The following is a 21,778-nucleotide window of genomic DNA, read 5'->3' as shown; positions in this document are numbered from 1 at the left end:
ATGCTGGCGCAATGACGCTGCGCCCGACGGTCGTTAGGCTCAGCGTCTGCAAACACTCGAGCCGACGGCCTTGCCGGCAACATCGATCCCGTCGCCCGCAGCCCATGTGAGGCTCGCGCAGCGTTTGTCGAGCGGCGCGTCGGCGCGTTGGTAGCCGGCAGCGTTGGCGGGCCAGCCGACCGGCAGGCGGCCGGTGAAGGGTTTGTCACCGAACAGCACGTCGGCGAGGCCGGCGCCTTCGCTGCCCGGTAGCCAGGCCATCACCACGGCATCGACCTTGTCGATGACCTTGTCGAGCAACTGCGGACGACCGGCAACGACGACCAGCACCAGTTTGTCGACGCGGCTGCGCAGGGCGTTGATGGCGCTGATTTCACGGCGGTCGAGGGCGAGGTCTTCGATGTCGCGATCGCCGACGCCCTCCGCATACGGCGGTTCGCCGACGAACACGATGCCGACGTCGGCGTGGCCTTGCAGCTTGCCGTCCTCCTGGAAGGTAACGGCCGTGTTCGCTCCACCAACCTGTTTGATGCCTTCAAGCAGGGTGGCGCCGACGATCTCGTTGTTGCCACTGACGCCCTGCCATTGCAGTGTCCAGCCGCCCGACTGGAATCCCAGGTTGTCGGCGAACTCACCGGCAACGAAGATCGACTTGCCGCGTGTCAGCGGCAAAGCGCCGGCGTTCTTCAGCAGCGTCGCGGACTTGGCGACCGCTTCGCGCGCCACCGCACGGTGCTGTGCGCTCCCGAATTCGGCCAACAGGCTGCGCTGAGCCCGCGGGTGCTCGAACAGGCCCATCGCGAACTTCGCGCGCAGGATGCGGCGCACTGCGTCGTCGATACGCTGCTGCGGCACCACTCCCTTGTTCACCGCGTCGCTCAGCACGCGGATGAAGGCGCGGTAATCCTTCGGCACCATCGCCATGTCCACGCCGGCATTGATTGCGCTGGCAACCTGAGTCTCGAAACTGCCGGGCAGTTGCTGGATGCCGTCCCAGTCGGAAATCACAAAGCCCTTGAAGCCGAGCCGCTGCTTCAGCACGCCGGTGAGCAGCGTCTGGTTGCCGTGCAGTTTCTCGCCGTTCCAGCTCGAAAAACTCGCCATCACGCTGCCGGTGCCGGCGTCGAGCAAGGCCTGGTAGGGCGGCAGGTAACGTTCGAGCAGCGTTTCGCTGTCGCCTTGCGTGTCGCCCTGGTCGAGCCGGTACTGCACGCCCATGATGCTTTGGCGCGAACTGCCCCAGGCGGTGCCGCCGTCGCCGATGAAATGCTTGGCCGTGGGCAGGATCTGCGCCGCGTCGGGCGCAATCGGCGCCATCAAGCCGCGGACGTAGGCGGTGGCAAGCGTGGAGACCGCAGCGGCATCTTCGCCCAGCGATTCGGCGGCGCGTCCCCAGCGGATGTCCTGCGTCACGGCGACCATCGGACTGAAGTTCCAGTAAATGCCGGTTGCCGCCAACTCGCGTGCGGTGACTTCGCCGATGCGCTTCATCAGATCGGCGTCGCCCGCCGCGGCCATGCCGATCATCTGCGGAAACACCGTGGCGCCGACAACCGACTGATGCCCGTGCACCGCATCGATACCGTAGATCACCGGGATGCCCAGCCGCGTCGCGAGCGCCGCATCCTGGTAGGCGTCGATCATGTTGGCCCAGCTATCGGGCTTGTTCGGGCTGGGCGCGCTGCCGCCACCAGATAGCACGCTGCCGAGCATCAGCGCGCCCACCTCGCCGGGCCCCGCTTCAGCGCGTTCCGCCTGCGTCATCTGGCCGATTTTCTCGGCCAGCGTCATGCGCGAAAGCAGATCTTCGACGCGGGCATCGACGGGCTGCGAGGCATTTTTGTAGCGCGCGTTCTTCGGTACCGGGGCAAGAGGCGAAGCGGAAGCCGGCTTGGCGGCGTGGCTGACCCCCGCGTCGCAGGCAGCAATACACAAAAGAACGGCGGCAAGGGAACCGTGAATCGATGCTGCGAGCCTCACTTGATGCGCTCCAGGGCATGCGCCGGGCTGGCGCCAGATCGGTCGATTCTAGGACGCGGGCCGTGTGATGAGGCTGTCCCGGCTTGCGGAGTTTGTTATGCGCTCGCGCGAATCCGACGCGCAATCGCGTTGTGGCGCACGCGTTCCAGGGCTAGGCTGAATCATGACGCGCCCCCTCGCGGGCGGCGCGCGAGGACGACGGTCACAGAACCGGGGCGCAGAACATGGATACGGCTAGCTCGCGGCAGGCTTGGGCCGGCGATGCGTGGGGGGGCTGGCGGCGATGCTGGTGGCGCTGCCCTCGGCGATCGCTTTCGGCGTAACGATCTTCGCCCCGCTGGGCGACGAGTTTGGATCGCGCGGCGCGATGGCCGGCATTCTCGGCGCCACCGCGCTGGGCTTGATCGCCTCGATCTTCGGCGGCACCGACCGCCTGATCACCGCGCCGTGTGCGCCGGCGGCCGCCCTGCTCGCTGCGCTGTCGCTGGATCTGGGCCGGCGCGGCACGCCGCCCGAAACCGTGTTGTTGATGCTGATGCTGATCGGCCTCACGGCCGGCGCGCTGCAGATTGCGTTCGGGCTCTCCGGCATCGGCAAGCTGATCCGCTTCATCCCCTACCCGGTGGTCAGCGGCTACCTGTCCGCCGTTGGCCTGACGATCATCGGCGGGCAGTTGCCCCGCGTGCTGGGTGCGGACAAAACCACCAGCCTGTGGGGCGCGTTGCTGCATCCGGAAGGCTGGCGCTGGGAAAGCCTGCTGGTCGGTGCGGTCGTCATCGGCGTGATGCTGGGCGCGCCGCGCCTGATCCGCGCCGTGCCGGCCGCGATCATCGCGCTGCTCAGCGGGGTACTCGCTTATCTTGCACTGGGCGGCGCCAACCCGACGCTGTGGCAGCTGCAGCACAATCCGTTGATCGTCGGCCCGCTGAACCAGAGCGAAGGGGCTTTGTTCGACGCAATGGGGCAACACATGCTGACGCTGCGTGCCTGGACGCCCGCGCTGCTGGCGCAGGTTTTCATGCCCGCGCTATCGCTCGCCGCGCTGCTGTCGATCGACACACTGAAGACCTGCGTGGTGCTCGATGCGATGACGCGGTCGCACCACAACCCGAACCGCGAAATGATCGGCCAGGGCCTGGGCAACATCGGCTCCGCGCTGCTCGGCGGCATCCCTGGCGCCGGTACGATGGGCGCATCGCTGGTCAACGTTTCGAGCGGCGCGCAGACGCGTCGTTCCGGCATGCTGGAGGGGCTGTTCGCCCTGCTTGCCTTCCTGCTGCTGTCCTCACTCGTGGCCTGGGTGCCGATCGCGGCCTTGGGCGCGATCCTGCTGGTGGTCGGCTACCGCATGATCGACTGGCACAGCCTCGCCTTCTTCCGCACCGCGTCGACACGCTTCGACTTTCTCGTGATCCTCACCGTGATCGGCGTGGCGCTGGTGTTCAACCTGATCGCAGCCTCCGGCGCGGGCATCGCGCTCGCGGCGGTCCTGTTCCTGCGCGAGCAGAGCCGCAGCACGATCCTGCGGCGCAAGCTCGAGGGCGGCGAGATGTTCTCGCGCGTCGTGCGGCACGAGGTCGAATTGAAGATCCTGCTGCGCGACGGTTTCAAGATGGTGATCGTCGAGCTGCAGGGCGCGCTGTTCTTCGGCACAGCGAACCAGCTCTATCAGGCGCTGGAACCCGAGATCGGCCAGCGCACCTATGTCGTGCTGAATCTGCGACGGGTGCAATCGCTGGATCTGAGCGCGACGCACGCGCTGGAGCAGATCAAGGATCGCCTCGAAGCCGCCGGCGCCTACCTGATCTTCACCGAGATCCCGCGCGGCCTGCCGAGCGGCCTGAAGATGAAGCGCTACCTGCGCGAAGTGGGCCTGGTGCGCGACACCGAGAAGGCGCTCGCCTTCCGCGATCTCGACCAGGCGCTGGAATGGATAGAGAGCCAGATGCTCAGTACCGAGCCGGGGCTAGCGCCCGTCGAAGAGAAACCGCTCGAACTCGATCAGATCGAAGCCCTGCTCGGCTGGAAGCCCGGCTGCCTGGCCGCCATTGCACCGGCAATCGAAGCGCGGCACTACGCCGCTGGCACCAAGGTGCTGAATCTCGGTGGCCCGGAAGACGAACTGCTGTTCATCCGCCAAGGTACGGTTCGCGTCTTGCTGCCGCTGCAGGGCAAGGACCACTGGCACATCGGCACTTTCGGCCGGGGCGACTTCATCGGCGAGATGGGCTTCCTCGATCCTTCGCGCCGCGCGGCCGACGCCACGGCGATCGACGAAGTGGATTGCTATGTGCTGTCGCGCGAGCGCTTCAACGCGCTGGCCGACGCGCACAGCGCAGCCGCCGCGCATATCTTTGAAGGCATTGCCTGCGTGCTGGCGATGCGCGTGCGCTTCATGAACAAGGAACTGCGCGCGCTGCGAACCTGAGCCCGACCACTACGCCGGGCCTTGACGGGCACCCGCGGCAGCCACGTTACAATCCAGCCGACACGCCCATGCACGCGGCTCGAAAGGCCGCGGCGCGCGCATCACGCAAACCTGCTTCGAGCCCCTGACATGCCGCTCTCCCCCGCCATTGCAAAGCACCTCCCGCAGAAACTGCGCACCTACTGCGAGGGGCTGCGGTTTCCGCATGTTTTCCTCGCGTCGATCCCGCTTTTCATCGTCACGCTGGTGCTGTTCGAACACATCCCCTACGGCAAGGACGTGGTAACCGGGCTTGGGCTCGCGCTGTTCATCAGTTCGCGGCTGCGCACCTGAAGCGGGCTATCGCCCGCCACCGCTACATCGTGTTCCACGCGGTGCAATAGCCCGCGGGCGAGATCTCGTCGTCGCCCGGCATCAGCCTGCAGCCGCCGGGCGCGGTATCGGATGCACCCGGCAGGAATTCCAGGCAGTTCGCGCACTGCGAGATGCCGTTCGGCGTTGGCTGGTATTTCAACGCGGCGCGCTGGGCGGCGTTGGTGCTGGCGCACGCGGATCGGGCCACAAACACTAGCGGAACGCTAAGCACTGCGCCGGATAGCGTGAGCATTCGGCGGCGGGTCATCGGAGCAATCATCGGGGCCTCTGTCTGGGGTGATTGTTCTTGTCGCGTCGACCGCAACGCCACGGCCGGTCTTTCCACTATAGTCAGCCGGAAAGCCGGAGGCCGACATGCACCTGCTCCACCGCCTTGCCTGCGCAACGCTCGCCAGCGTAGCGATCGCCTTGCCTGCCCAAGCGGACGATTCCACCGCGCGCGAGTTGCTGCCCTTCGGCAGCGCCGCCGGCATGGCGCGCCTCGCGCGGGCCAGCGGTACGGCGGACTTCCCGGCGCTGGCGAACCAGTTCGAGCCCCAATCGAACCGCGCCTTCTGCGGCCCCACCACAGCCGCGATCGTGCTCAACGCGATCCATTCTGGGCATCGCGACGCGCCGCATGATCGCCGCCGCCTGCAGCCGGACGACGAGAAGTACCTGCCCGCAGGCTTTGATCTGACGGTGGCGCGCTACACGCAGGAAAGCGTGATCGGCAAGGGGCCCAAAACACGCGCCCAGGTGCTCGGCGAACCCATGACGATTGCCGGCAAGGTGGTGCAGGACGGCGGATACCAGTTGCGCCAGCTCGAGGCGCTGCTACGCGGCCACGGGCTCTCCACCCGCCTCGTGATTGCCAGCGATGCGGTCAGCGACGCGCAGATTCGCGCCGACCTCGCCGACAACCTCGGGCGTGCCGGTGACTACGTCATCGTTAACTATCGCCGCGATGCCGTGGGGCAGGCCGGTGGCGCGCACATTTCGCCGCTTGGCGCCTACGACGCAGCGTCCGACTCGGTGCTGCTGATGGATGTGAACCCGGACAGCGCGGGCTGGGTATGGATGCCGCTGGCGCGCCTGATCCAGGGCATGCGCACCCGCGACATCGTCGAGCACCGCGGCTACATCCTGGTTCAAGGCGAGGCGACAACGCCGGCGCGCTGAACGACACCGAGCTGATGCGATCGGCATGGTGAATGGCGGCTGCAGCCTTTGACGGCGCGCAAAACGGGCGACGCAACGCCTGAAGTTTCCGCGCGCCAGGCCGTATACCCGAATTGATGCCCGGAGCCCGCGTCGCGCGCGGAGCCGGGCCGCCCAACGCCTTCTCGAGCGAATGCTGGAGCCCCTGATGACCCTTGATCGCCTGATCCGCAGCCTGGCCTGCCTGCTTGCGCTGGTGGCTGCCGCACCTTTGAGCGCCGCGCCCAAACTCGTGTTCTGGAACTCGCAGCAGAACGCCGAACTGCTCGCCGCGATCACGGCGGACTTCTCCAGGATCACCGGCATCAAGGTCGAAACGAACTGGCTCAACCAGGCGGATCTACGCAGTTCGTTGTTGCGCCACGCGACTGACGGCGATCTGCCGGACGTCGTGCTGGTGCCGACCGACTTTCTCGCGCTGGACAAGGAACTCAAGTACTCGGAGCTGCCCGCGCAAGGCAAGGCCAGCGATCTGGTGCCCAACGCCGCCGGGTCTGGCCTGTTCGAAGGACGCAATCTCGGCGCCCCGATGTTCTGGGGCAACCACCTGATGCTGTACTACAACCGCTCGCTGGTCGCCAAGCCTGCGCGCACGCTGGCCGAAATGGCGCAACAGGTGCCGGCGCTGCAGGCAAAAGGCGTGAAGGCGCTCGGCACCAACTTCGGCGAGATGTACTGGATGGTGCCCTTCTACGGCGCCTACGGCGGCTGGCCGGTCGATGCCAAGGGCAAGGTCACGCTCGATACGCCGGCAATGGCGAAGACGCTGGACACCTACTTCGGCCTCGTAACCCGCGGCCTGACCCTGAAGGAATGCCACACCGAGTGCGCGATGGACCGCTTCACGGCCGGCGAATTCGCCTATGCGATCAACGGCGACTGGGCGATGCGCGAACTGCAGGATGCGCTGGGCGACAAACTGGGCGTCACCACGCTGCCGCAGGTAGAGCCCGGCAAGAACCTGGTTCCGATGTACTCCGGCTATGTGCTGGCCTTCCCCGGGCTGGCGCTGAAGGGGCCCAAGCGCGACGCGCTGCTGAAATTCGTGAAATACATGCAGAGCCCGCAAGTGCAGCGCAAGTGGTTCGATGAAACCCACCACCTGCCGGTCAACGCATCGGTATACCGCGAGGTGCTGACCAAGGCGGACGACAACCTGAAGGCCTCGCTGAACCAGCTGAAACTGGCCCGCGCCATGCCCAACGACCGCGGCATGGCCTTCGCATGGGAAGGCCTGGCAAAAGGTTTCTCGGCGATGTACCAGGGGCGCGTCACCGCCGCCGAGGCCGCACGCCTGATGCAACAGCACGCCGACCGCGCGCAGCAGCGCACCGACTACTGAGCCCAGGCCCGGCATGACACCCCGACAGCGCACGCCGGCCCGCGCCGGCCGGCCTCAAACCTGATCGCGATGCTGCGCAGCTTCCGCTCGACCATCCTCGCCTTCATCCTCACCGCAGCCCTGGTGCCGGTGCTGACGGTGTCGATTCCCTACATCTGGCATGTGTACGCCAGCACGCGGGACGGCGCGGTGACAGAGCTGCGCCTCACCGCCGAGCGGCTGGCGACCGAGATCCGCCATGAGCTGAGCTTCGCCGCCTCGCGTTTTCTCGCTGCCACCCATGACAAGGATCTCGCGCTGTCGATCAGCAGCCCCTTCTTCGGCACCCGCGCAACCGCGATCGCCGACGAGTTCATCCGGGAGTCCCCCGCCGTCGCAGCCAACTTCCTGCTCGACAAGAACTACGAGTTGATCGATGTGGTGCCCGAGCCGGCCGGCATCGCCGAGCTTGGCCCGCTACTCGCGCACATTCGCGCCGCCATGCGCGAACCGCAACGCTTTCAAGGCCAGGCGATCTGGCTCAAGTTCAGTGATGCCAAGCTCGCCGACCAGTTGCTGCGGGCACGGGGCGACGAAGGCAAGGCCACCGACCCGCGCATGCTGGTGCTGGTCACACCGTTGTTTCTCAAGCGCTACAGCCGTCAGACGCCGATGGAAGGCCTCGTCGTGGCGGTGATCCCGCTCGAACTGCTGCATGACGCCGCCAACCGCTATCTGGGCCATGCACAAGCCGTCGCGCTCGATTTCGACGATGCCCCCCCCCACGCCGTCCGCCAAGATGTTCAGCAAGCGCAAGCCCGCGTCGAGGGCGCTTCTGCCGCCGGCGAACTGCCGCGCCTGGTGGTCGGCGTGTCGGAGCCGAACAGCGTGCGCTTCGCCGACCTGCGACGAACGCTGTGGCTGCTTTGCCTGCTGCTGGTGCTTGCGGTGGGTATTCTCGCCCTCGCGGTGACCTATCTCGGCCGCCGGCTGGGCCGGCCGCTACGCGAGCTCGAAGCCCTTGCACGCGACTACGCCGAAGGCCGCTACGCCGCGGCGCCGGCCGGCTCCGGCTTCGCCGAGTTTCGCCGGGTGTACAGCACGCTCAGCGAGATGGGGCAGCGCATCTCGCGGCAACTCGACGAACTGCGCAACACCAACGAGCAACTGCAGCAGGCCGACAAACTCAAGGACGACTTCCTTGCCAGCACCTCGCACGAGTTGCGCACACCGCTGCACGGCATCATCGGCATCGCCTCTTCGCTGCTCGATGGCGCAGCAGGCGATCTGTCGCCCAAGGTGTTCCGCAATGTCCGCCTGATCGAGCAAAGCGGCAAGCGGCTCGAAACCCTGGTCAACGACATCCTGGACTTCTCCAAGATCAAGAACCGCGCGCTGGCGCTGGAGCAGCGCCCGGTGGAGCTCTCAAGCCTGGTGGATATCGTGCTGTCGCTGCACGAAGCGGCCGCCCAGCGTGTCGGGCTGAAACTCGTCAACGAGGTGGCGGCCGACCTGCCGCCCGCTTGGGCCGATGAATACCGGCTCCAGCAAGTGCTGCACAACCTCGTCGGCAACGCGATCAAGTTCACGCCCGAAGGCACGGTCACGGTGCGGGCATCGGCGGCGGCCGGCACGCTGCGGCTGTCGGTGGCGGATACCGGCATCGGCATTCCGCCCGAAAAACGCGATCTGATCTTCGACCCCTTCGTGCAGGTCGAAGGCTCACTCACCCGCCGCCACGCCGGCACCGGCCTCGGCCTGTCGATCTCGCGCCAGCTGGTCGAGCTGCATGGCGGCACGCTGACGGTCGACTGCCCTGCAGAGGGCGGCACCGTCTTCACGCTCACGCTGCGCGCCGCCGAGGGTGAGGTACCGGTCGATGTGGCAACGCTGCGCCACCGCCTGCCGGGTTTCACCCTGCCGGACGAGGAGCCGGGCGACGATATCGATGCACCCGCCCTATCGGCCGATTCACTGCCGCGCCACGACGCGAGCGTGCTGATCGTGGACGACGAGCCGATCAACCTGGAGATTCTCTCCAACTACTTCTACAACGAGCCCTACACCCTGCACCGCGCCAGCAGCGGCGCCGAGGCGCTGGATCTGCTCGAAGCGCACGGCCCGGTCGACCTGCTGCTGCTCGACGTGATGATGCCGAAGATGTCCGGCTTCGAAGTGTGTCGCCGTGTTCGCGAAAACCCGCGTTTCGCCGCCACCTCCATCCTCTTCCTCACCGCACGCGAGCAGGCGCAGGACATCCACCAGGGCTTCGCGCTGGGCGCGAACGACTACCTGATCAAGCCGATCTCGCGCGTGGAACTGCTGACGCGCTGCCGCTACCACATCCACTACGGCCGGGTGAAAAACGAACTCGCGGCGCTGAACCAGTCGCTGGAGCAGAAGGTCGAGGCGCGCACGCAAGAGCTGCAGGAAACGCTCGCGATAATCCAGCGCAACAGCGACGTGTTCCGTGCACTGCTGGAAATCAGTATCGAACTGCAGGGCGACGAAGCGCTCGCCGGCCGTGTTGCCGGATCGCTGGCGAAGCTTGCTGCGCTGTATCCCGGCCGCGGTTTTGCGGTACTGCTCGCCGAGGCGGGTGAGCGGCAGGCTTTCGTCGGCGGCGCCGCGGGCACTGCTGACACCGGCATCGCCGACGCCTGGGCCGCGGACGAACACTTCCCGAACAACGACTGGCTCGCAGCGAACAACGCGATTGCCCTGCCGCTCATCGGCCCCCGCCGGGTCGAGCTCGGCCGCATGCTCGCCTGGCCCGCGGTGCTCGACCAGCACGAACGCGAGGTGGTCGAACTCTACGGCCGCCAGCTCTCCGCCGTGGCGGCGAACCGCAGGCTGCAGGACGAGCTCGAGCGCATTGCGCTGACCGACGCGCTGACCGGCGCGTTCAACCGACGCTACTTCGAGCAGACGCTGCTGCAGCTGCGCTACACCCAGCAGCGTAGCCCGGACCGCCACTTCGGGCTGATCTCGATCGACGTAAATGGCCTCAAGACGACCAACGATGTGTACGGCCACGAAGCCGGTGACGCGTTGATCTGCGCAGTGGTCGAACTGGTGGCCGGCGCGCTGCGCCAGACCGACATCATCTGCCGCATCGGCGGCGACGAATTCGTGATCCTCGCGCAGGACGCAACGCTGGATGCCTGCGAACACCTTGTCGCCCGCCTGGAAGAACGGCAGCGGCGCGCCAACGTGCTTGTCGATACGCCGCAAGGCCGCGTCACGCTGCCGGCCAGCTTCAGCATCGGCTACGCATCAAGCGAGGAAACCCCCGCCGACGCCATGCAGCGTGTCGCAGACCAACGCATGTATGCGCGCAAGCAGGCCCACTATGCCAGCCTGGGCGACGCCAGCAGCACCGCGCACGGCGAGCACTGAGCTGCCCGCACATCGCGATGTCGCCACATCCGTAACCTCCACCCGATCCGCCTCTGCCGCGCAGCCTGTCCGCCGCCTGTCATCGCCAGCGTCGGCGGGTTAAGCTTTCGGCATATTCGCGGGAGGCATCAATGCGCAAGACAATCCTGATCGCAGCCTTGTTGTTGGCCGGCTGCGGTGGTGGTGGCGGTTCGTCCGGGGGGCCGGACAGTGGTAGCCCGAGCGGCGGCGGCAACAGTGGTGGCGGCAACAGTGGTGGCGGCTCCGGGGGCGGTTCGGGCGGTGGTGGCGCGGTCGTGTGGGCCGACCCCTACCCGGCCGCGGGTAACCCGGACGGCCACTGCGCGGTACCGGCCGACGCGGCCGCGGAGGATGCCTCGAAGCCAACCAGCGTCATCGGCGACGGCACGCCAGCCAGCTGCACCAGCGACGCAGTCGTTGCCGGCATCGCCAAGGGTGGCGTGGTCGCCTTCAACTGTGGCGCCGACCCGGTCACGATCACGATGACGCAGCCGGCGCGCATCTACAACAACACCGGCCCGAAGATCATCATCGACGGTGGCGGTAAGGTCACGCTGAGCGGCGGCGGCAAGTCGCGCATCCTCTACATGAACACCTGCGACAGCGATCTGGTGTGGACCACCTCGCATTGCCAGGAGCAGGACCACCCGCGGGTGTCGGTGCAAAACATCAGCTTCATCGACGGCAACGCCACCGGCGCGAACCCGGATGGCGGCGGCGCGATCTGGGCGCGCGGCGGACGGCTCAAGCTCGTCAACACCCGCTTCTTCCGCAATCAGTGCGACGCCACCGGCCCCGATGTGGGCGGCGCGGCAGTGCGGGCATTCAGCCAATCGCAGAACCTGCCGCTGTACGTGGTGAACAGTAGCTTCGGCGGCGCGGCGGGCCTTGGCAACAGCTGCTCGAACGGTGGCGGGCTGTCGTCGATCGGCGTCTCCTACTCGGTGATCAACAGCCTGTTCACGCACAACAGCGCCATCGGTAACGGTGCCAACCCGGCCCGCAGTGGCACACCGGGTGGCGGTAGCGGCGGCGCAATCTACAACGACGGCAACACCTTCGACCTGCAGTTGTGTGGCACCCGCATCGCCAACAACAACGCGAAGGAAGGCGGCGGCGCGATCTTCTTCGTCAGTAATGACCGCACGGGTACGCTGTCAATCACCGATTCGGTGCTGAGCGCCAACCCCAGCGCCGGTTTCGAGACGGCCGGTTACCCGGGCATCTTCTATCTCGGCCAGGGCGCGCCGAAGATCAGCGGGTCGACACTGTCGCCCTGACCAAACGCATTCAATCGGTACGCTACGATGTGTGTGACAACACTTCGGAGACGCGCATGAGCGACCTGCCCGCTTGGCCCGCCCAGACTGCCATGAAGTGGACCATCGCGGGCAGCCTGGTAGTGGCCAGCCAGCTCGGCCACCCCGCCATGGCGCTGGACATCACCAGCCTGTGGGACTTCGGCAACCCCGCGCTCAGCGAACAGCGTTTTCGCGATGCACTGAACGGTGCCAGCGCCGACGAAGCGCTGACCCTGCAAACGCAGATTGCACGCAGCTATGGCCTGCGTAACGAACTGGCGCGCGCGCGGGAAACCCTGGCCTCGATCTGCGAAGCGGCCACGCGCGCATCGCCCGAAGTGCGCGTGCGCTACGCGCTGGAACTGGGACGCACCTGGGCCTCGGCCGCGCACTCACCCGAATCACAAACGCCAGCAACCCGCGACACCGCACGCAGGCTTTACACCGAGGCCTTCGAGATAGCACGCGACGCCAAGCTCGACTACCTTGCGATCGACGCGCTGCACATGATGGCCTTCGTCGATACCGAGCCGGCAGCGCAACTGGCGTGGGACCTGAAAGCGCTCGCCTACATGGAAGCCTCCCCCCAGGCTGAGGCCAAGCGCTGGGAAGGCTCGCTGCGCAACAACATCGGCTACGCGCTTCACCTGCAAGGCCGCTACGACGAAGCGATGACGCAGTTGCGACTCGCGTTGGCGGCCCGCGAGCGCGAAGGCAAGCCCGAGCGTATCCGCGAGGCGTGGTGGATGATCGCCTGGACGCTACGCGCCCAAGGCAAGCTCGACGATGCGCTGGCGATCCAGCTACGACTGGAGCGCGAATGGGACGCCGCCGGCAAACCGGACGCCGATGTATTCGAGGAGCTTGAGCTGCTCTACCGCGCCAAGGGCAACGCGGCCCGCGCCGCCGAGTTCGCTGAAAAACGGCTGTCGGCCAACTGAGGGCGGGCCCTGCCGCACAGGCGGCACGGGCTACAATACCGGCCGTTTCAACCCGGTCCGACTGCCCCCATGCTGCGCCTTACCGAAATCAAACTGCCGCTCGATCACGCCGCTGAAGAACTGCCAGCCGCGATCTGCCAACGGCTGGGCATCAAGGCAAAAGACCTGATTGAAGTCTCGATTTACCGCCGCGGCTACGACGCCCGGCGACGCAGCCGCATCCTTCTCGTCTACACGGTGGATGTCGCCGTCGCCAACGAAGCGGCTGTCGCCCAGCGCCTCGCAGGTGACCGCCACGTCGGCCCCACGCCCGACATGACCTACAAGTTTGTCGGCCAGGCGCCCGAGGGGATGCAGGAACGCCCGGTGGTGATCGGCATGGGTCCGTGCGGGCTGTTCGCAGGCCTGATTCTGGCGCAGATGGGCTTCAAGCCGATCATCCTCGAACGCGGCAAGGCAGTGCGCGAGCGCACCAAGGACACCTGGGGCCTGTGGCGGCAGAGCAAGCTGAATCCGGAATCGAACGTGCAGTTCGGCGAAGGCGGTGCCGGCACATTTTCGGACGGCAAGCTGCATACCCAGATCAAGGACCCGAAGTTCCACGGTCGCAAGGTACTAACCGAGTTCGTCAAGGCCGGTGCGCCGGAAGAGATCCTCTACGTCAGCAAGCCGCACATCGGCACCTTCCGCCTCGTCGGCATGGTCGAAGAGATGCGCGGCAACATCGAGGCGCTGGGGGGCGAGATCCGCTTCCAGAGCCGCGTCGCGGATTTCGACATCACGGACGGCCAGATCCGCGGCGTGATCCTCGCCGACGGCAGCCGCATCGATACACGACATGTCGTGCTGGCGGTGGGCCACAGCGCGCGCGACACCTTCAAGGCGATCTACGACCGCGGTGTGTATGTCGAGGCAAAACCCTTCTCGGTCGGCGTGCGGATCGAGCATCCGCAATCGCTGATCGATACCGCGCGGCTTGGCCCCAACGCCGGCCACCCGGTCCTGGGCGCCGCCGACTACAAGCTGGTGCATCACGCCAGCAACGGCCGCGCGGCCTACAGCTTCTGCATGTGCCCGGGCGGCACCGTGGTCGCGGCGACCTCGGAAGAAAACCGCGTCGTCACCAACGGCATGAGCCAGTACTCACGCAACGAACGCAATGCGAACAGCGGCATCGTCGTGAGCATTTCGCCGGAGAAGGACTACCCCGGCCATCCGCTCGCGGGCATCGACTTCCAGCGCTACTGGGAAAGCCGTGCCTTCGAGGCTGGCGGCGGCACCTACGCCGCGCCCGCGCAGCGCGTCGGCGACTTCCTTGCCGGTCGGCCCTCGACGGCCTGCGGCAGTGTCGAACCCTCGTACAAGCCGGGCGTGCACTGGACCGATCTGTCGCAATGCCTGCCGGACTTCGTCGTCGAAGCGCTACGCGAGGCGCTGCCGGCCTTCGCCAGGCAGATCAAGGGCTTCGCAATGGACGACGCGGTGATGACCGCGATCGAGACGCGTACCTCGTCGCCGATCCGCATCAAGCGCGGCGACGACTTCCAGAGCATCAACACCCGCGGCCTCTTCCCGGCCGGCGAAGGCGCCGGCTACGCTGGCGGCATCCTGTCGGCCGGTGTCGATGGCATCAAGGTCGCCGAAGCCGTGGCGCTGGACATGCTGGGCCAGACGGCCAGCGGCGGCAGCCGTGGCGAATCAACCGAGTGGTAAACACCGAATACTGACCAGCACCCGCCATCATGACGAAATCCCGCCTCATCACTGCAGCAATTCTGATCGCACTCTCGATCTGGGGCTCGATCGCGCTGCGCAGCCCTTACCGTGCGCAGCTGCCGGTCGGCAGTACCGATCTCTCTGCCATCCAGGCAAAGCTCGACAAGCTGCCGAAGAACGAGCGGGCGCTGGTATATGGCTATGTGAAGCGCAGCCGCGGCGATGTGCTACCACCGCAGTTCGCCGACCCGGACGAGCCGCTGACAGCGCGCAATGTGGGCGAGGCGATCGCACTGCAGCGCAAGTTCCTCGTGCGCATGGCCGAGCAGGAAAAGAAGATGGAAGCGCGCCGCGCCGAACGCGATGCCGCGCTGGCGCCGCTGCGCGAAGCGGTGTCGATCGACCTGGTACGGCGCGAGATCCTGCCCGCCAGCGAAGCACAACGTGACCCCGGCGAACGCGGCAGCGTGAAGCATGCGCAAGCCAACGAACACGACGTGCTGGTGACGACCTATCGCCTGGAGAACCTGACCAACCAGACGATCCGCGTGCTTGAGGCCACCGTGAACCTACGCAAGCTGCATCCGCGCGAGGATGAACTGGGCATCGCCGACCACTGCTACTTCAACCGCAGCGAGCCGCTTGAGCCCGGCGCGCCGGTCGAAGTGCGCTGTGCCGACTTGCGCAAGGGGGTGTCGGAAGACGACCGCGACTTTGTCGCGATGCCCGGCAGCGAGTTGCTGATCGACTGGGAGCCGAAGCGCATCCGCTTTGGCGACGGCTCCGAGCTCGAGTATCAAAACTGAGTCGCAACTCAGTCGCAACCGAATCGCGGGGGACCCGCGACCGGGCGCTCGACTTACAGACGATAAGCCGCCACCACCGCCTGCATCTGCTGCGCCAGCCGGTCCAGCGACTGGGCCGCCTCGGCACTGTTCTGCGCGGCTGACGCGCCTTCCTCCGCCATCTGTGCGATGCGTTCCACGTTCTGCGCCACCGAAGTGCTGGCGCTGCTCTGCTCGCGCATCGCATCGGCAATCTCGCCCACCGTTTCGACGGTACGGCGGCTGCCATCCTCAATCTGGCCTATTGCGGCGCTGGCGTTGCTCGCCCGCTCGACACCGCTCTCCACCCGCTGCACCGCGGCGCTCATCTGCTGCGACGCGGCCACCGTCGCCTCGCGCATCGCGCTGATGGTGTGGCTGATCTGCTGTGTCGACGCGGCAGTGCGCTCGGCCAGCTTGCGCACCTCGTCCGCCACCACCGCAAAGCCACGGCCCTGTTCGCCGGCCCGAGCGGCCTCGATCGCAGCGTTCAGGGCCAGCAGATTGGTCTGGTCGGCGACTTCCTTGATTACCTGCACTACCATCGATATCTGCTAACCCTGCTCGCCGAGGCGTTCAAGGTGCCCCGACGCGGCATGCACCACGCTGGCGATCTCGTTGATGTCGCCCACTGTCTGCTCGATCACCTGACGGCCGTCGCTGGCCTGTTGGCCGGAGGCGTGCGCGAGCGTGCTGGTTTCACTGGCGCGGTCACCGACATGGCTGATGCTTACCGTCATCTGCTCGACACTGGCGGCCATACTGGCCGCGGCGCTGCTCTGCTGCTCCGATGCAATTGCCACTTCGCCGGAAGTGGTCGCCAGCATGCCGGCTGCCCCTGCGACTTCGCTTGCGGATTGCTGGATATCACGCAGGTTGGATTGGAGCCGCTCGATCAAGCCGTTGAAGGCGTTGGCCATCTCACCCAGTTCGTCTCGCCCATGCACCGGCGCCCGCACGGTGAAGTCCAGCTCATTGCCGATGCGCAGCACGCTGTGCTCCAGCGCCAGGATGCCGCGGCCGATGTCGCGCACCAGCACCGCGCCGAAGACGAACATCAGCGCCGCGCCGACGACGATGATGCCCCACGAAATCCACCGCCCCTCACGCTCGTCAACAGCGGCCTGGGCGCGGGCCTCGTCCGCCAGCCGCTTGTGGTATTCGGTGTGCGCCTTGAGGTTGGCTGCCACCTCGTCGCCGGCGGGCTTCCACCGGCTCGCGACGATATCGCGCACCTTCGGTAAATCGTTGGCGCGCGACGCGGCCAGCACCTCTTCGAGAATCGACAGGTAGTTGGCGAACACCTTGCGGTCGGTTTCAAGCAAGGTGCGGTCGGTGTTGTCGATGAGCTGCTTCTCGATGTCGCCGAACAGGCCCGCCACCGCGTCGCGTGCCGCCTGCACGTTGGCCTCCAGCGCCGCCTTGCGATCCGCCTGGTCGGCCACGACATGGGCGTAGGCGTTCACGCGGATCAGGAAGAAGTTGCGCTCGACCGCATTGAGAGTCTGCAGGGCCGGCAGCGTGCTGGTGTGCACATGATCAAGGCGGCCAAGCGCCGAGCGCGCCATGAAGCCGCCGATCGCGCGCGCGGGCAGGCAACCGCAGGGATAAATAAGCACGACAGCACTGCAGCACAGGCTACGGCGGCACCGGTTAAGGGTTCGACATCGCTCTTGGCTACGGTTGGTGACGATGGCGCTTTAGGCGCGCCGCGAAGGCTTTTGATCCTGATTAAAGGTGGCGCAGGCGTGAACTACAAGTCCACATACGTCATCGCCAGCGATTTGCCGTTGTGCTACGCGCAGCGCTCGCTGCATGGGAGAAAGTCCCACGTCCGGTCACGTCTGCGCGGGCAAGGTTTCACGGCAGCGTGCCGCCCGGCGCCTGCGGCCTGCGCCCGCAGAATCGCAAGGGAGGCAAGATCGAACGCAAGCGCGGTGCGGCCCCCGGAAAGTCGCAGCCCGTATCGTGTCTCCACCACAAGAACCATCTGGAGACAAACATGAAACCAAGCCTCTTTTCCCGCTGCAGGACATCGTCGGCACTCTCCGCCGCGAGCCTCTGTCTGGCGCTTGCAGCTTGCGGTGGCGGCGGAGACGCGCCCCCCGCGCCAACCCCGACCCCTACCCCGACGCCCAGCCCGGCCGACGTGACGAAGACCGGCTTTGCCACCATCACGGCAGGCAAGCAGACCAGCGAGAGCGGGCTGCTCGACGCCTACGCCTACTCGGAGCAATCCGGCGCCATGGTGCTGGCCAACTGGGACAGCGCGGCAGGCAGTGCGACCCTGACCGGCACCTTGAGCGGCACAAACAGCTTCGCAGGTTTCGGGATCCGCCTGGCTGCCGCAGGCAACACCGACCCGACGGTGTCCGACCCCGCCCTGCGCAGAACCCTGAACGCGGCAGCCAGCACGAAGCTCTATCTGACGCTGGCGTCAAAGACCGACTCGAAACTGATCGTGCGCCTGCAACCCGCCACGCTGCCGTCAAGCGGTTGCGCAGTGCAGGCACTGGTTCCGGTCACTGCGACGCCATCGGAATACGTGCTGAACCTCGACACCAAGACCTTCGCCCTGCCAAGCTGGTGTGACCCGGCGAAAGACCTGAGCCTCGCGCAGACCCTGCCTGCGCTGTTTGCCGTGGATGTAATCAACGACACGAACGTCGCCGGCCAGCACGACCTTACGGTCGGGAATATTTCGATCGGCACCCCGGCCGGCGCCGCTGCACCTGTCCAGAACCCGGCCAGCGTGACGCCGACGCCGCCCGCGGATACCGCGCAACTTGGCTGGGAAGGCACGCAGGTCAGCGACTGGGCGTCGAACTTCTACGCGGCCGTTGGCGACGACAGCAGCAAGACCGTCGCGCAGGACTCCGCCCTGCACCATTCCGGCGCTGCGTCACTGGCCGTTTCCGCGACACAGGTGGTCGACACGAACTGCGGCGGCTGTGGCGATATCGTGTCAAGCCTGCAGATTTCACTCAAACGGGATCAGTCCGTGCTTGATCTGACGGGCAAGACGCTCAGCGGTCATGTCCGCATCGACGACGCCGTTGCCGGCGATCAGATCCGCTTCGACGTGGTTGATAGCAGCTACAACGAATGTCAGAGCGCCTATCTGGACTACGCCGGCACCAAGGACAGCAATGGCTGGGCAAAGCTGACGTACGTGATCGGCAACGCGTCGCTTGCGGCAAATCAGAACTGGTGCAACCCGGCGTTCGACGTTACCCACGCCAAGTACTTGCGGGTACGCATCAAATCCGCCGCTGGCCGCGCGGTTCACTACCACCTCGACAGCATCGCCTGGAACTGACCGGGCGTACGACGGGCCTGCCGCTTGTTCCGGGGCGGGCCCATGTCCTCACGCTGGATGAGCCGACGAATCAATCGCTGCGCGCTTGGAGCCGCGGGGCCTTTGGAGCGAGCGCCGGCGATCTTCACCGCCATGCGCCCTTCCTCATCACTTGTTCAGACTGACAACGTAGTCCCGCATTGTTTTCGCACGTTTGAAGAATCCATCATCCAGCGTGAGCAGGCGGTCGTCGTGGCGCCACGCGATCGCCCAGCCTTCGACGAGCACTTCCTCGCTCGTCAACGCGACAATGATGCGGTTCTGGCTGCGGCCGTTCTTCGTCTTGCCGCTGCCGGTGCAGTCCTTCTTCAGGTAGATCCCGTTCCACGAGACGCCCTCGTCGCGCAGCTCATGGCCGGCGTAGTAGGCGTGGCTTGTGTCCCGCGTCAGCTTGCCTGTGAGAATCAGGCCCTGCATCTGTCCGAGCGTGTCCGCGAAACCGCGGTGCTCCTGCTCGTTGTCGTTGTACTTCAGCGTCGTAAGCGGCATTGGGCGATCCTTTCACCATGGAAGGAGAGGCGAGCTCGTGGGAAGCATCCGCACGGATCGATGAGCTCGCCCGGTCTCACGACCGGGCTTCTCCAGCCCGAGAACGGAATGACTCCTGCATTAATAGCACAGCGCCCAACGCCTGCCTGCGCCGGATTCACGCCTTGCGGACAAACTCCGACTTCAGCGACATCTGGCCGATACCGTCGATCTTGCAGTCGATGTCGTGATCACCGTCGACCAGACGGATGTTCTTGACCTTGGTGCCGACCTTCACCACCAGCGAAGAGCCCTTGACCTTCAGATCCTTGATCACGGTGACCGAGTCGCCGTCCTGCAGCACGTTGCCGTTGGCGTCCTTGATCACGCGCGCCTCTTCGGCGGCCTCCGCCGGCGCGGTGGCAGACCACTCATGGGCGCACTCGGGGCAGATGTACATCCCGTTGTCCTCATAGGTGAATTCGGACTTGCATTGCGGACAGTTGGGCAGCGTGCTCACATTGAACCTTGTATGAATTGAATACCGCAGCGTGGATCGAAAAGTGCGCCCCGGGGCGCGGTCACTCGGGGGCAGAACAGGCATCGCGCTGGCGCGAAAGGCCGGCATTTTACCCTTTCGGCGACAGGGTTTTCGGGCCACACGCCTTGCGAGGCAGCAATACGCGCGCCAGACTCCACCGCACCGACCACCCGCGGAGCGCTGCCGATGCCCGAAATCACCGGTTTCGACCACCTCTACCTGAGCGTGTCCGACATGGCGCGCGCCGAGGCCTTCTACGATCGCGCTATGCTGGGCGTGCTCGGCTTCCGCAAGAACACGTTCGCACTGCATGGCGAGCCGCATGTGCAGTACTACAACCGCCACTTCGGTCTGGTGATCCGCCCCGCACGCAACGGCGCCGCGCACGACCGGTATGCGCCCGGCCTGCACCACGTTTGCCTGCGCGTCGAATCGATAGCCGATGTGGTCGCCGCCAGCCGCGGGCTTTGCGCAGCCGGCATCGCCGCCACCGAAGCCGCGCTGCACCCGGGCTACGCGCCCGACTACTGGGCCACGTTCTTCTGCGACCCGGACGGCATCCGTCTGGAGATCACCAACTACCGCGCGGAGCGGCGTGCACGGCACGACAACTGGGCGGACGCCTGAGCGGTGTACGGTCAAAGATTGCGGTCTGCCGTCGCCCGCAGCTGGCCGCAACAGACTATCCTTGCGCCCTTCGTCCGCCCATCGCGGACAGCCCACATCGAACAGGTAGCCCAGTGAGCGATTTTCCGCAGATTGAATGGACCGAAGCCGACGCGGCGCGCAGCGCACGCTGGCGCTCCGAGGCCGGCGTTGCGCCGCCCAAGCGCGTCGTGATCGCCGACGACACGACCAACGCCGATACCGCCTACAAACTCGCTTGCGAAGGCACGGCGCTGCTGTACCGCGGGGACTTCCAGAACGCCCGGCTGCTGCTGCAGGCAATGGCCCGCCGCGCCGACCGCAAGAAGGCAAAAACCGGCAACACGCCGACCGAGGCCTTCAACCTGCATCGCATGGCGCAGGCGCAACGCGCCCGCACGCTGGGCATGCTGCTGATCCCCTTCGATGCCGGCCACATGATTCCGCTGCGCCGCGCACCGGATGTGCACGACGCCTGCCTCGAAGCCTACGGCGCGGCCGATGAAGCCTATGTCGCCTCCCTGCGCGAGCTGCTGGGCCTGATCGGGGCGCACGAGTGGCGCAAGAAAGGCGTCGAGATCCCGGCGCTCGGCTCGCGCATCCACCCCCACTACGGCGTGTTCTCGCCGGTGCGTGGCGAGTATGTCGATCTGGTTGCGCGCACCGCGCTGCCGACCGGCGCCGAGGCGCTGGCCTTCGACATCGGCACCGGTACCGGCGTGATCGCCGCGATGCTGGCCAAACGCGGCATCAAGCGCATCATCGCCACCGAGCAGGATGCGCGCGCAATGGCTTGCGCCAACGAGAACATGCAACGCCTGGGCTTTGCCAACCGCGTCGAAGTGGTGAAGGCGGATCTCTTCCCGCAGGGCCGCGCGCCGCTGATCGTATGCAACCCGCCCTGGGTGCCGGCCAAGCCCAGCTCGCCGATCGAACACGCGGTGTATGACCCCGACAGCCGCATGCTCAAGGGCTTCCTCGCCGGCCTCGCCGCGCATCTGGAACCCAAGGGCGAGGGCTGGCTGATCCTGTCGGATCTCGCCGAGCACCTCGGCCTGCGCACGCGTGAGCAGCTGACTGAGTGGATCGAGAAAGCCGGCCTGAAAGTGGTCGGCCGCGAAACGATCCGCCCGCGCCACGGCAAGGCAATGGATAAGGACGATCCGCTGCACGCCGCCCGTGCGCAGGAAGTGACCACGCTCTGGCAGCTCGTCGCGGTCAAATGAGGCAGGCCGCCCCGCACAACCGCGCGGGGCGGAT

18 protein-coding genes are annotated in these 21,778 nt (G+C 66.3%); 12 read left to right on the top strand and 6 right to left on the bottom strand.

Annotated features, from left to right (window positions below):
- Positions 1-39: 39 nt before the first annotated feature.
- Complete coding sequence (locus tag ACE3P0_RS04300) at positions 40-1,980, bottom strand: glycoside hydrolase family 3 protein (protein ID WP_374400168.1); 1,941 nt, start codon at positions 1,978-1,980, stop codon at positions 40-42.
- Between the two features lie 265 nt (positions 1,981-2,245).
- Here ACE3P0_RS04300 and ACE3P0_RS04295 point away from each other — a divergent pair, with 265 nt between their 5' ends.
- Both ACE3P0_RS04295 and ACE3P0_RS04290 read left to right on the top strand, forming a co-directional pair.
- Complete coding sequence (locus ACE3P0_RS04295) at positions 2,246-4,408, top strand: SLC26A/SulP transporter family protein (protein WP_374400166.1); 2,163 nt, start codon at positions 2,246-2,248, stop codon at positions 4,406-4,408.
- Positions 4,409-4,537: 129 nt separating this feature from the next.
- A complete protein-coding gene (locus ACE3P0_RS04290; protein ID WP_374400163.1) occupies positions 4,538-4,741 on the top strand; it encodes a hypothetical protein in 204 nt (67 codons plus the stop codon).
- Between the two features lie 22 nt (positions 4,742-4,763).
- Here ACE3P0_RS04290 and ACE3P0_RS04285 read toward each other — a convergent pair whose 3' ends face one another.
- A complete protein-coding gene (locus tag ACE3P0_RS04285; protein WP_374400161.1) occupies positions 4,764-5,030 on the bottom strand; it encodes a high-potential iron-sulfur protein in 267 nt (88 codons plus the stop codon).
- Positions 5,031-5,137: 107 nt separating this feature from the next.
- Here ACE3P0_RS04285 and ACE3P0_RS04280 point away from each other — a divergent pair, with 107 nt between their 5' ends.
- The 7 genes from ACE3P0_RS04280 to ACE3P0_RS04250 all read left to right on the top strand — a co-directional run bounded on the left by ACE3P0_RS04280 (position 5,138) and on the right by ACE3P0_RS04250 (position 15,488).
- Complete coding sequence (locus ACE3P0_RS04280; RefSeq protein WP_374400159.1) at positions 5,138-5,944, top strand: phytochelatin synthase family protein; 807 nt, start codon at positions 5,138-5,140, stop codon at positions 5,942-5,944.
- Positions 5,945-6,131: 187 nt separating this feature from the next.
- Complete coding sequence (locus ACE3P0_RS04275) at positions 6,132-7,325, top strand: extracellular solute-binding protein (protein ID WP_374400157.1); 1,194 nt, start codon at positions 6,132-6,134, stop codon at positions 7,323-7,325.
- Positions 7,326-7,394: 69 nt separating this feature from the next.
- On the top strand, positions 7,395-10,703 hold the full coding sequence (locus tag ACE3P0_RS04270; RefSeq protein ID WP_374400154.1) for an ATP-binding protein: 3,309 nt from the start codon (positions 7,395-7,397) through the stop codon (positions 10,701-10,703).
- 131 nt (positions 10,704-10,834) lie between these two features.
- Entirely contained in the window at positions 10,835-12,004 is a 1,170-nt protein-coding gene (locus ACE3P0_RS04265) for a hypothetical protein (RefSeq protein ID WP_374400152.1), read from the top strand.
- 56 nt (positions 12,005-12,060) lie between these two features.
- Positions 12,061-12,966: a tetratricopeptide repeat protein gene (locus ACE3P0_RS04260; RefSeq protein ID WP_374400150.1), complete on the top strand. Its 906-nt coding sequence runs from the start codon at positions 12,061-12,063 to the stop codon at positions 12,964-12,966.
- Positions 12,967-13,035: 69 nt separating this feature from the next.
- A complete protein-coding gene (locus tag ACE3P0_RS04255) occupies positions 13,036-14,679 on the top strand; it encodes an NAD(P)/FAD-dependent oxidoreductase (RefSeq protein ID WP_374400147.1) in 1,644 nt (547 codons plus the stop codon).
- Positions 14,680-14,708: 29 nt separating this feature from the next.
- A complete protein-coding gene (locus tag ACE3P0_RS04250) occupies positions 14,709-15,488 on the top strand; it encodes a hypothetical protein (RefSeq protein WP_374400145.1) in 780 nt (259 codons plus the stop codon).
- A 53-nt stretch (positions 15,489-15,541) separates the two neighbouring features.
- On the opposite strand, the gene ACE3P0_RS04245 is transcribed toward ACE3P0_RS04250, so the two are convergent.
- Both ACE3P0_RS04245 and ACE3P0_RS04240 read right to left on the bottom strand, forming a co-directional pair.
- A complete protein-coding gene (locus ACE3P0_RS04245; protein ID WP_374400142.1) occupies positions 15,542-16,051 on the bottom strand; it encodes a methyl-accepting chemotaxis protein in 510 nt (169 codons plus the stop codon).
- Positions 16,052-16,060: 9 nt separating this feature from the next.
- Positions 16,061-17,125 carry a methyl-accepting chemotaxis protein gene (locus ACE3P0_RS04240; RefSeq protein WP_374400140.1) on the bottom strand — a complete coding sequence of 355 codons (1,065 nt, stop codon included), beginning with the start codon at positions 17,123-17,125 and terminating at the stop codon, positions 16,061-16,063.
- Between the two features lie 383 nt (positions 17,126-17,508).
- On the opposite strand from ACE3P0_RS04240, the gene ACE3P0_RS04235 reads away from it, so the two are divergent.
- Complete coding sequence (locus tag ACE3P0_RS04235; protein WP_374400138.1) at positions 17,509-18,825, top strand: hypothetical protein; 1,317 nt, start codon at positions 17,509-17,511, stop codon at positions 18,823-18,825.
- Positions 18,826-18,972: 147 nt separating this feature from the next.
- Here the strand turns inward: ACE3P0_RS04235 and ACE3P0_RS04230 are convergent, their stop codons facing one another.
- Together ACE3P0_RS04230 and ACE3P0_RS04225 are read right to left on the bottom strand one after the other, a co-directional pair.
- A complete protein-coding gene (locus tag ACE3P0_RS04230) occupies positions 18,973-19,353 on the bottom strand; it encodes a hypothetical protein (protein ID WP_374400135.1) in 381 nt (126 codons plus the stop codon).
- Positions 19,354-19,510: 157 nt separating this feature from the next.
- On the bottom strand, positions 19,511-19,852 hold the full coding sequence (locus ACE3P0_RS04225; RefSeq protein WP_374400133.1) for a zinc ribbon domain-containing protein YjdM: 342 nt from the start codon (positions 19,850-19,852) through the stop codon (positions 19,511-19,513).
- 207 nt (positions 19,853-20,059) lie between these two features.
- Here ACE3P0_RS04225 and ACE3P0_RS04220 point away from each other — a divergent pair, with 207 nt between their 5' ends.
- On the top strand, positions 20,060-20,500 hold the full coding sequence (locus ACE3P0_RS04220; RefSeq protein WP_374400131.1) for a VOC family protein: 441 nt from the start codon (positions 20,060-20,062) through the stop codon (positions 20,498-20,500).
- Between the two features lie 113 nt (positions 20,501-20,613).
- Positions 20,614-21,744, top strand: a complete 1,131-nt coding sequence (locus tag ACE3P0_RS04215) for a methyltransferase (RefSeq protein ID WP_374400129.1) — start codon at positions 20,614-20,616, stop codon at positions 21,742-21,744.
- Positions 21,745-21,778 lie beyond the last annotated feature (34 nt).

The organism is Niveibacterium sp., from assembly GCF_041909475.1.
Lineage (GTDB): Bacteria > Pseudomonadota > Gammaproteobacteria > Burkholderiales > Rhodocyclaceae > Niveibacterium.
Note: the sequence above shows the minus strand (reverse complement) of the source record. Positions and strands in the feature narration are given on the sequence as shown.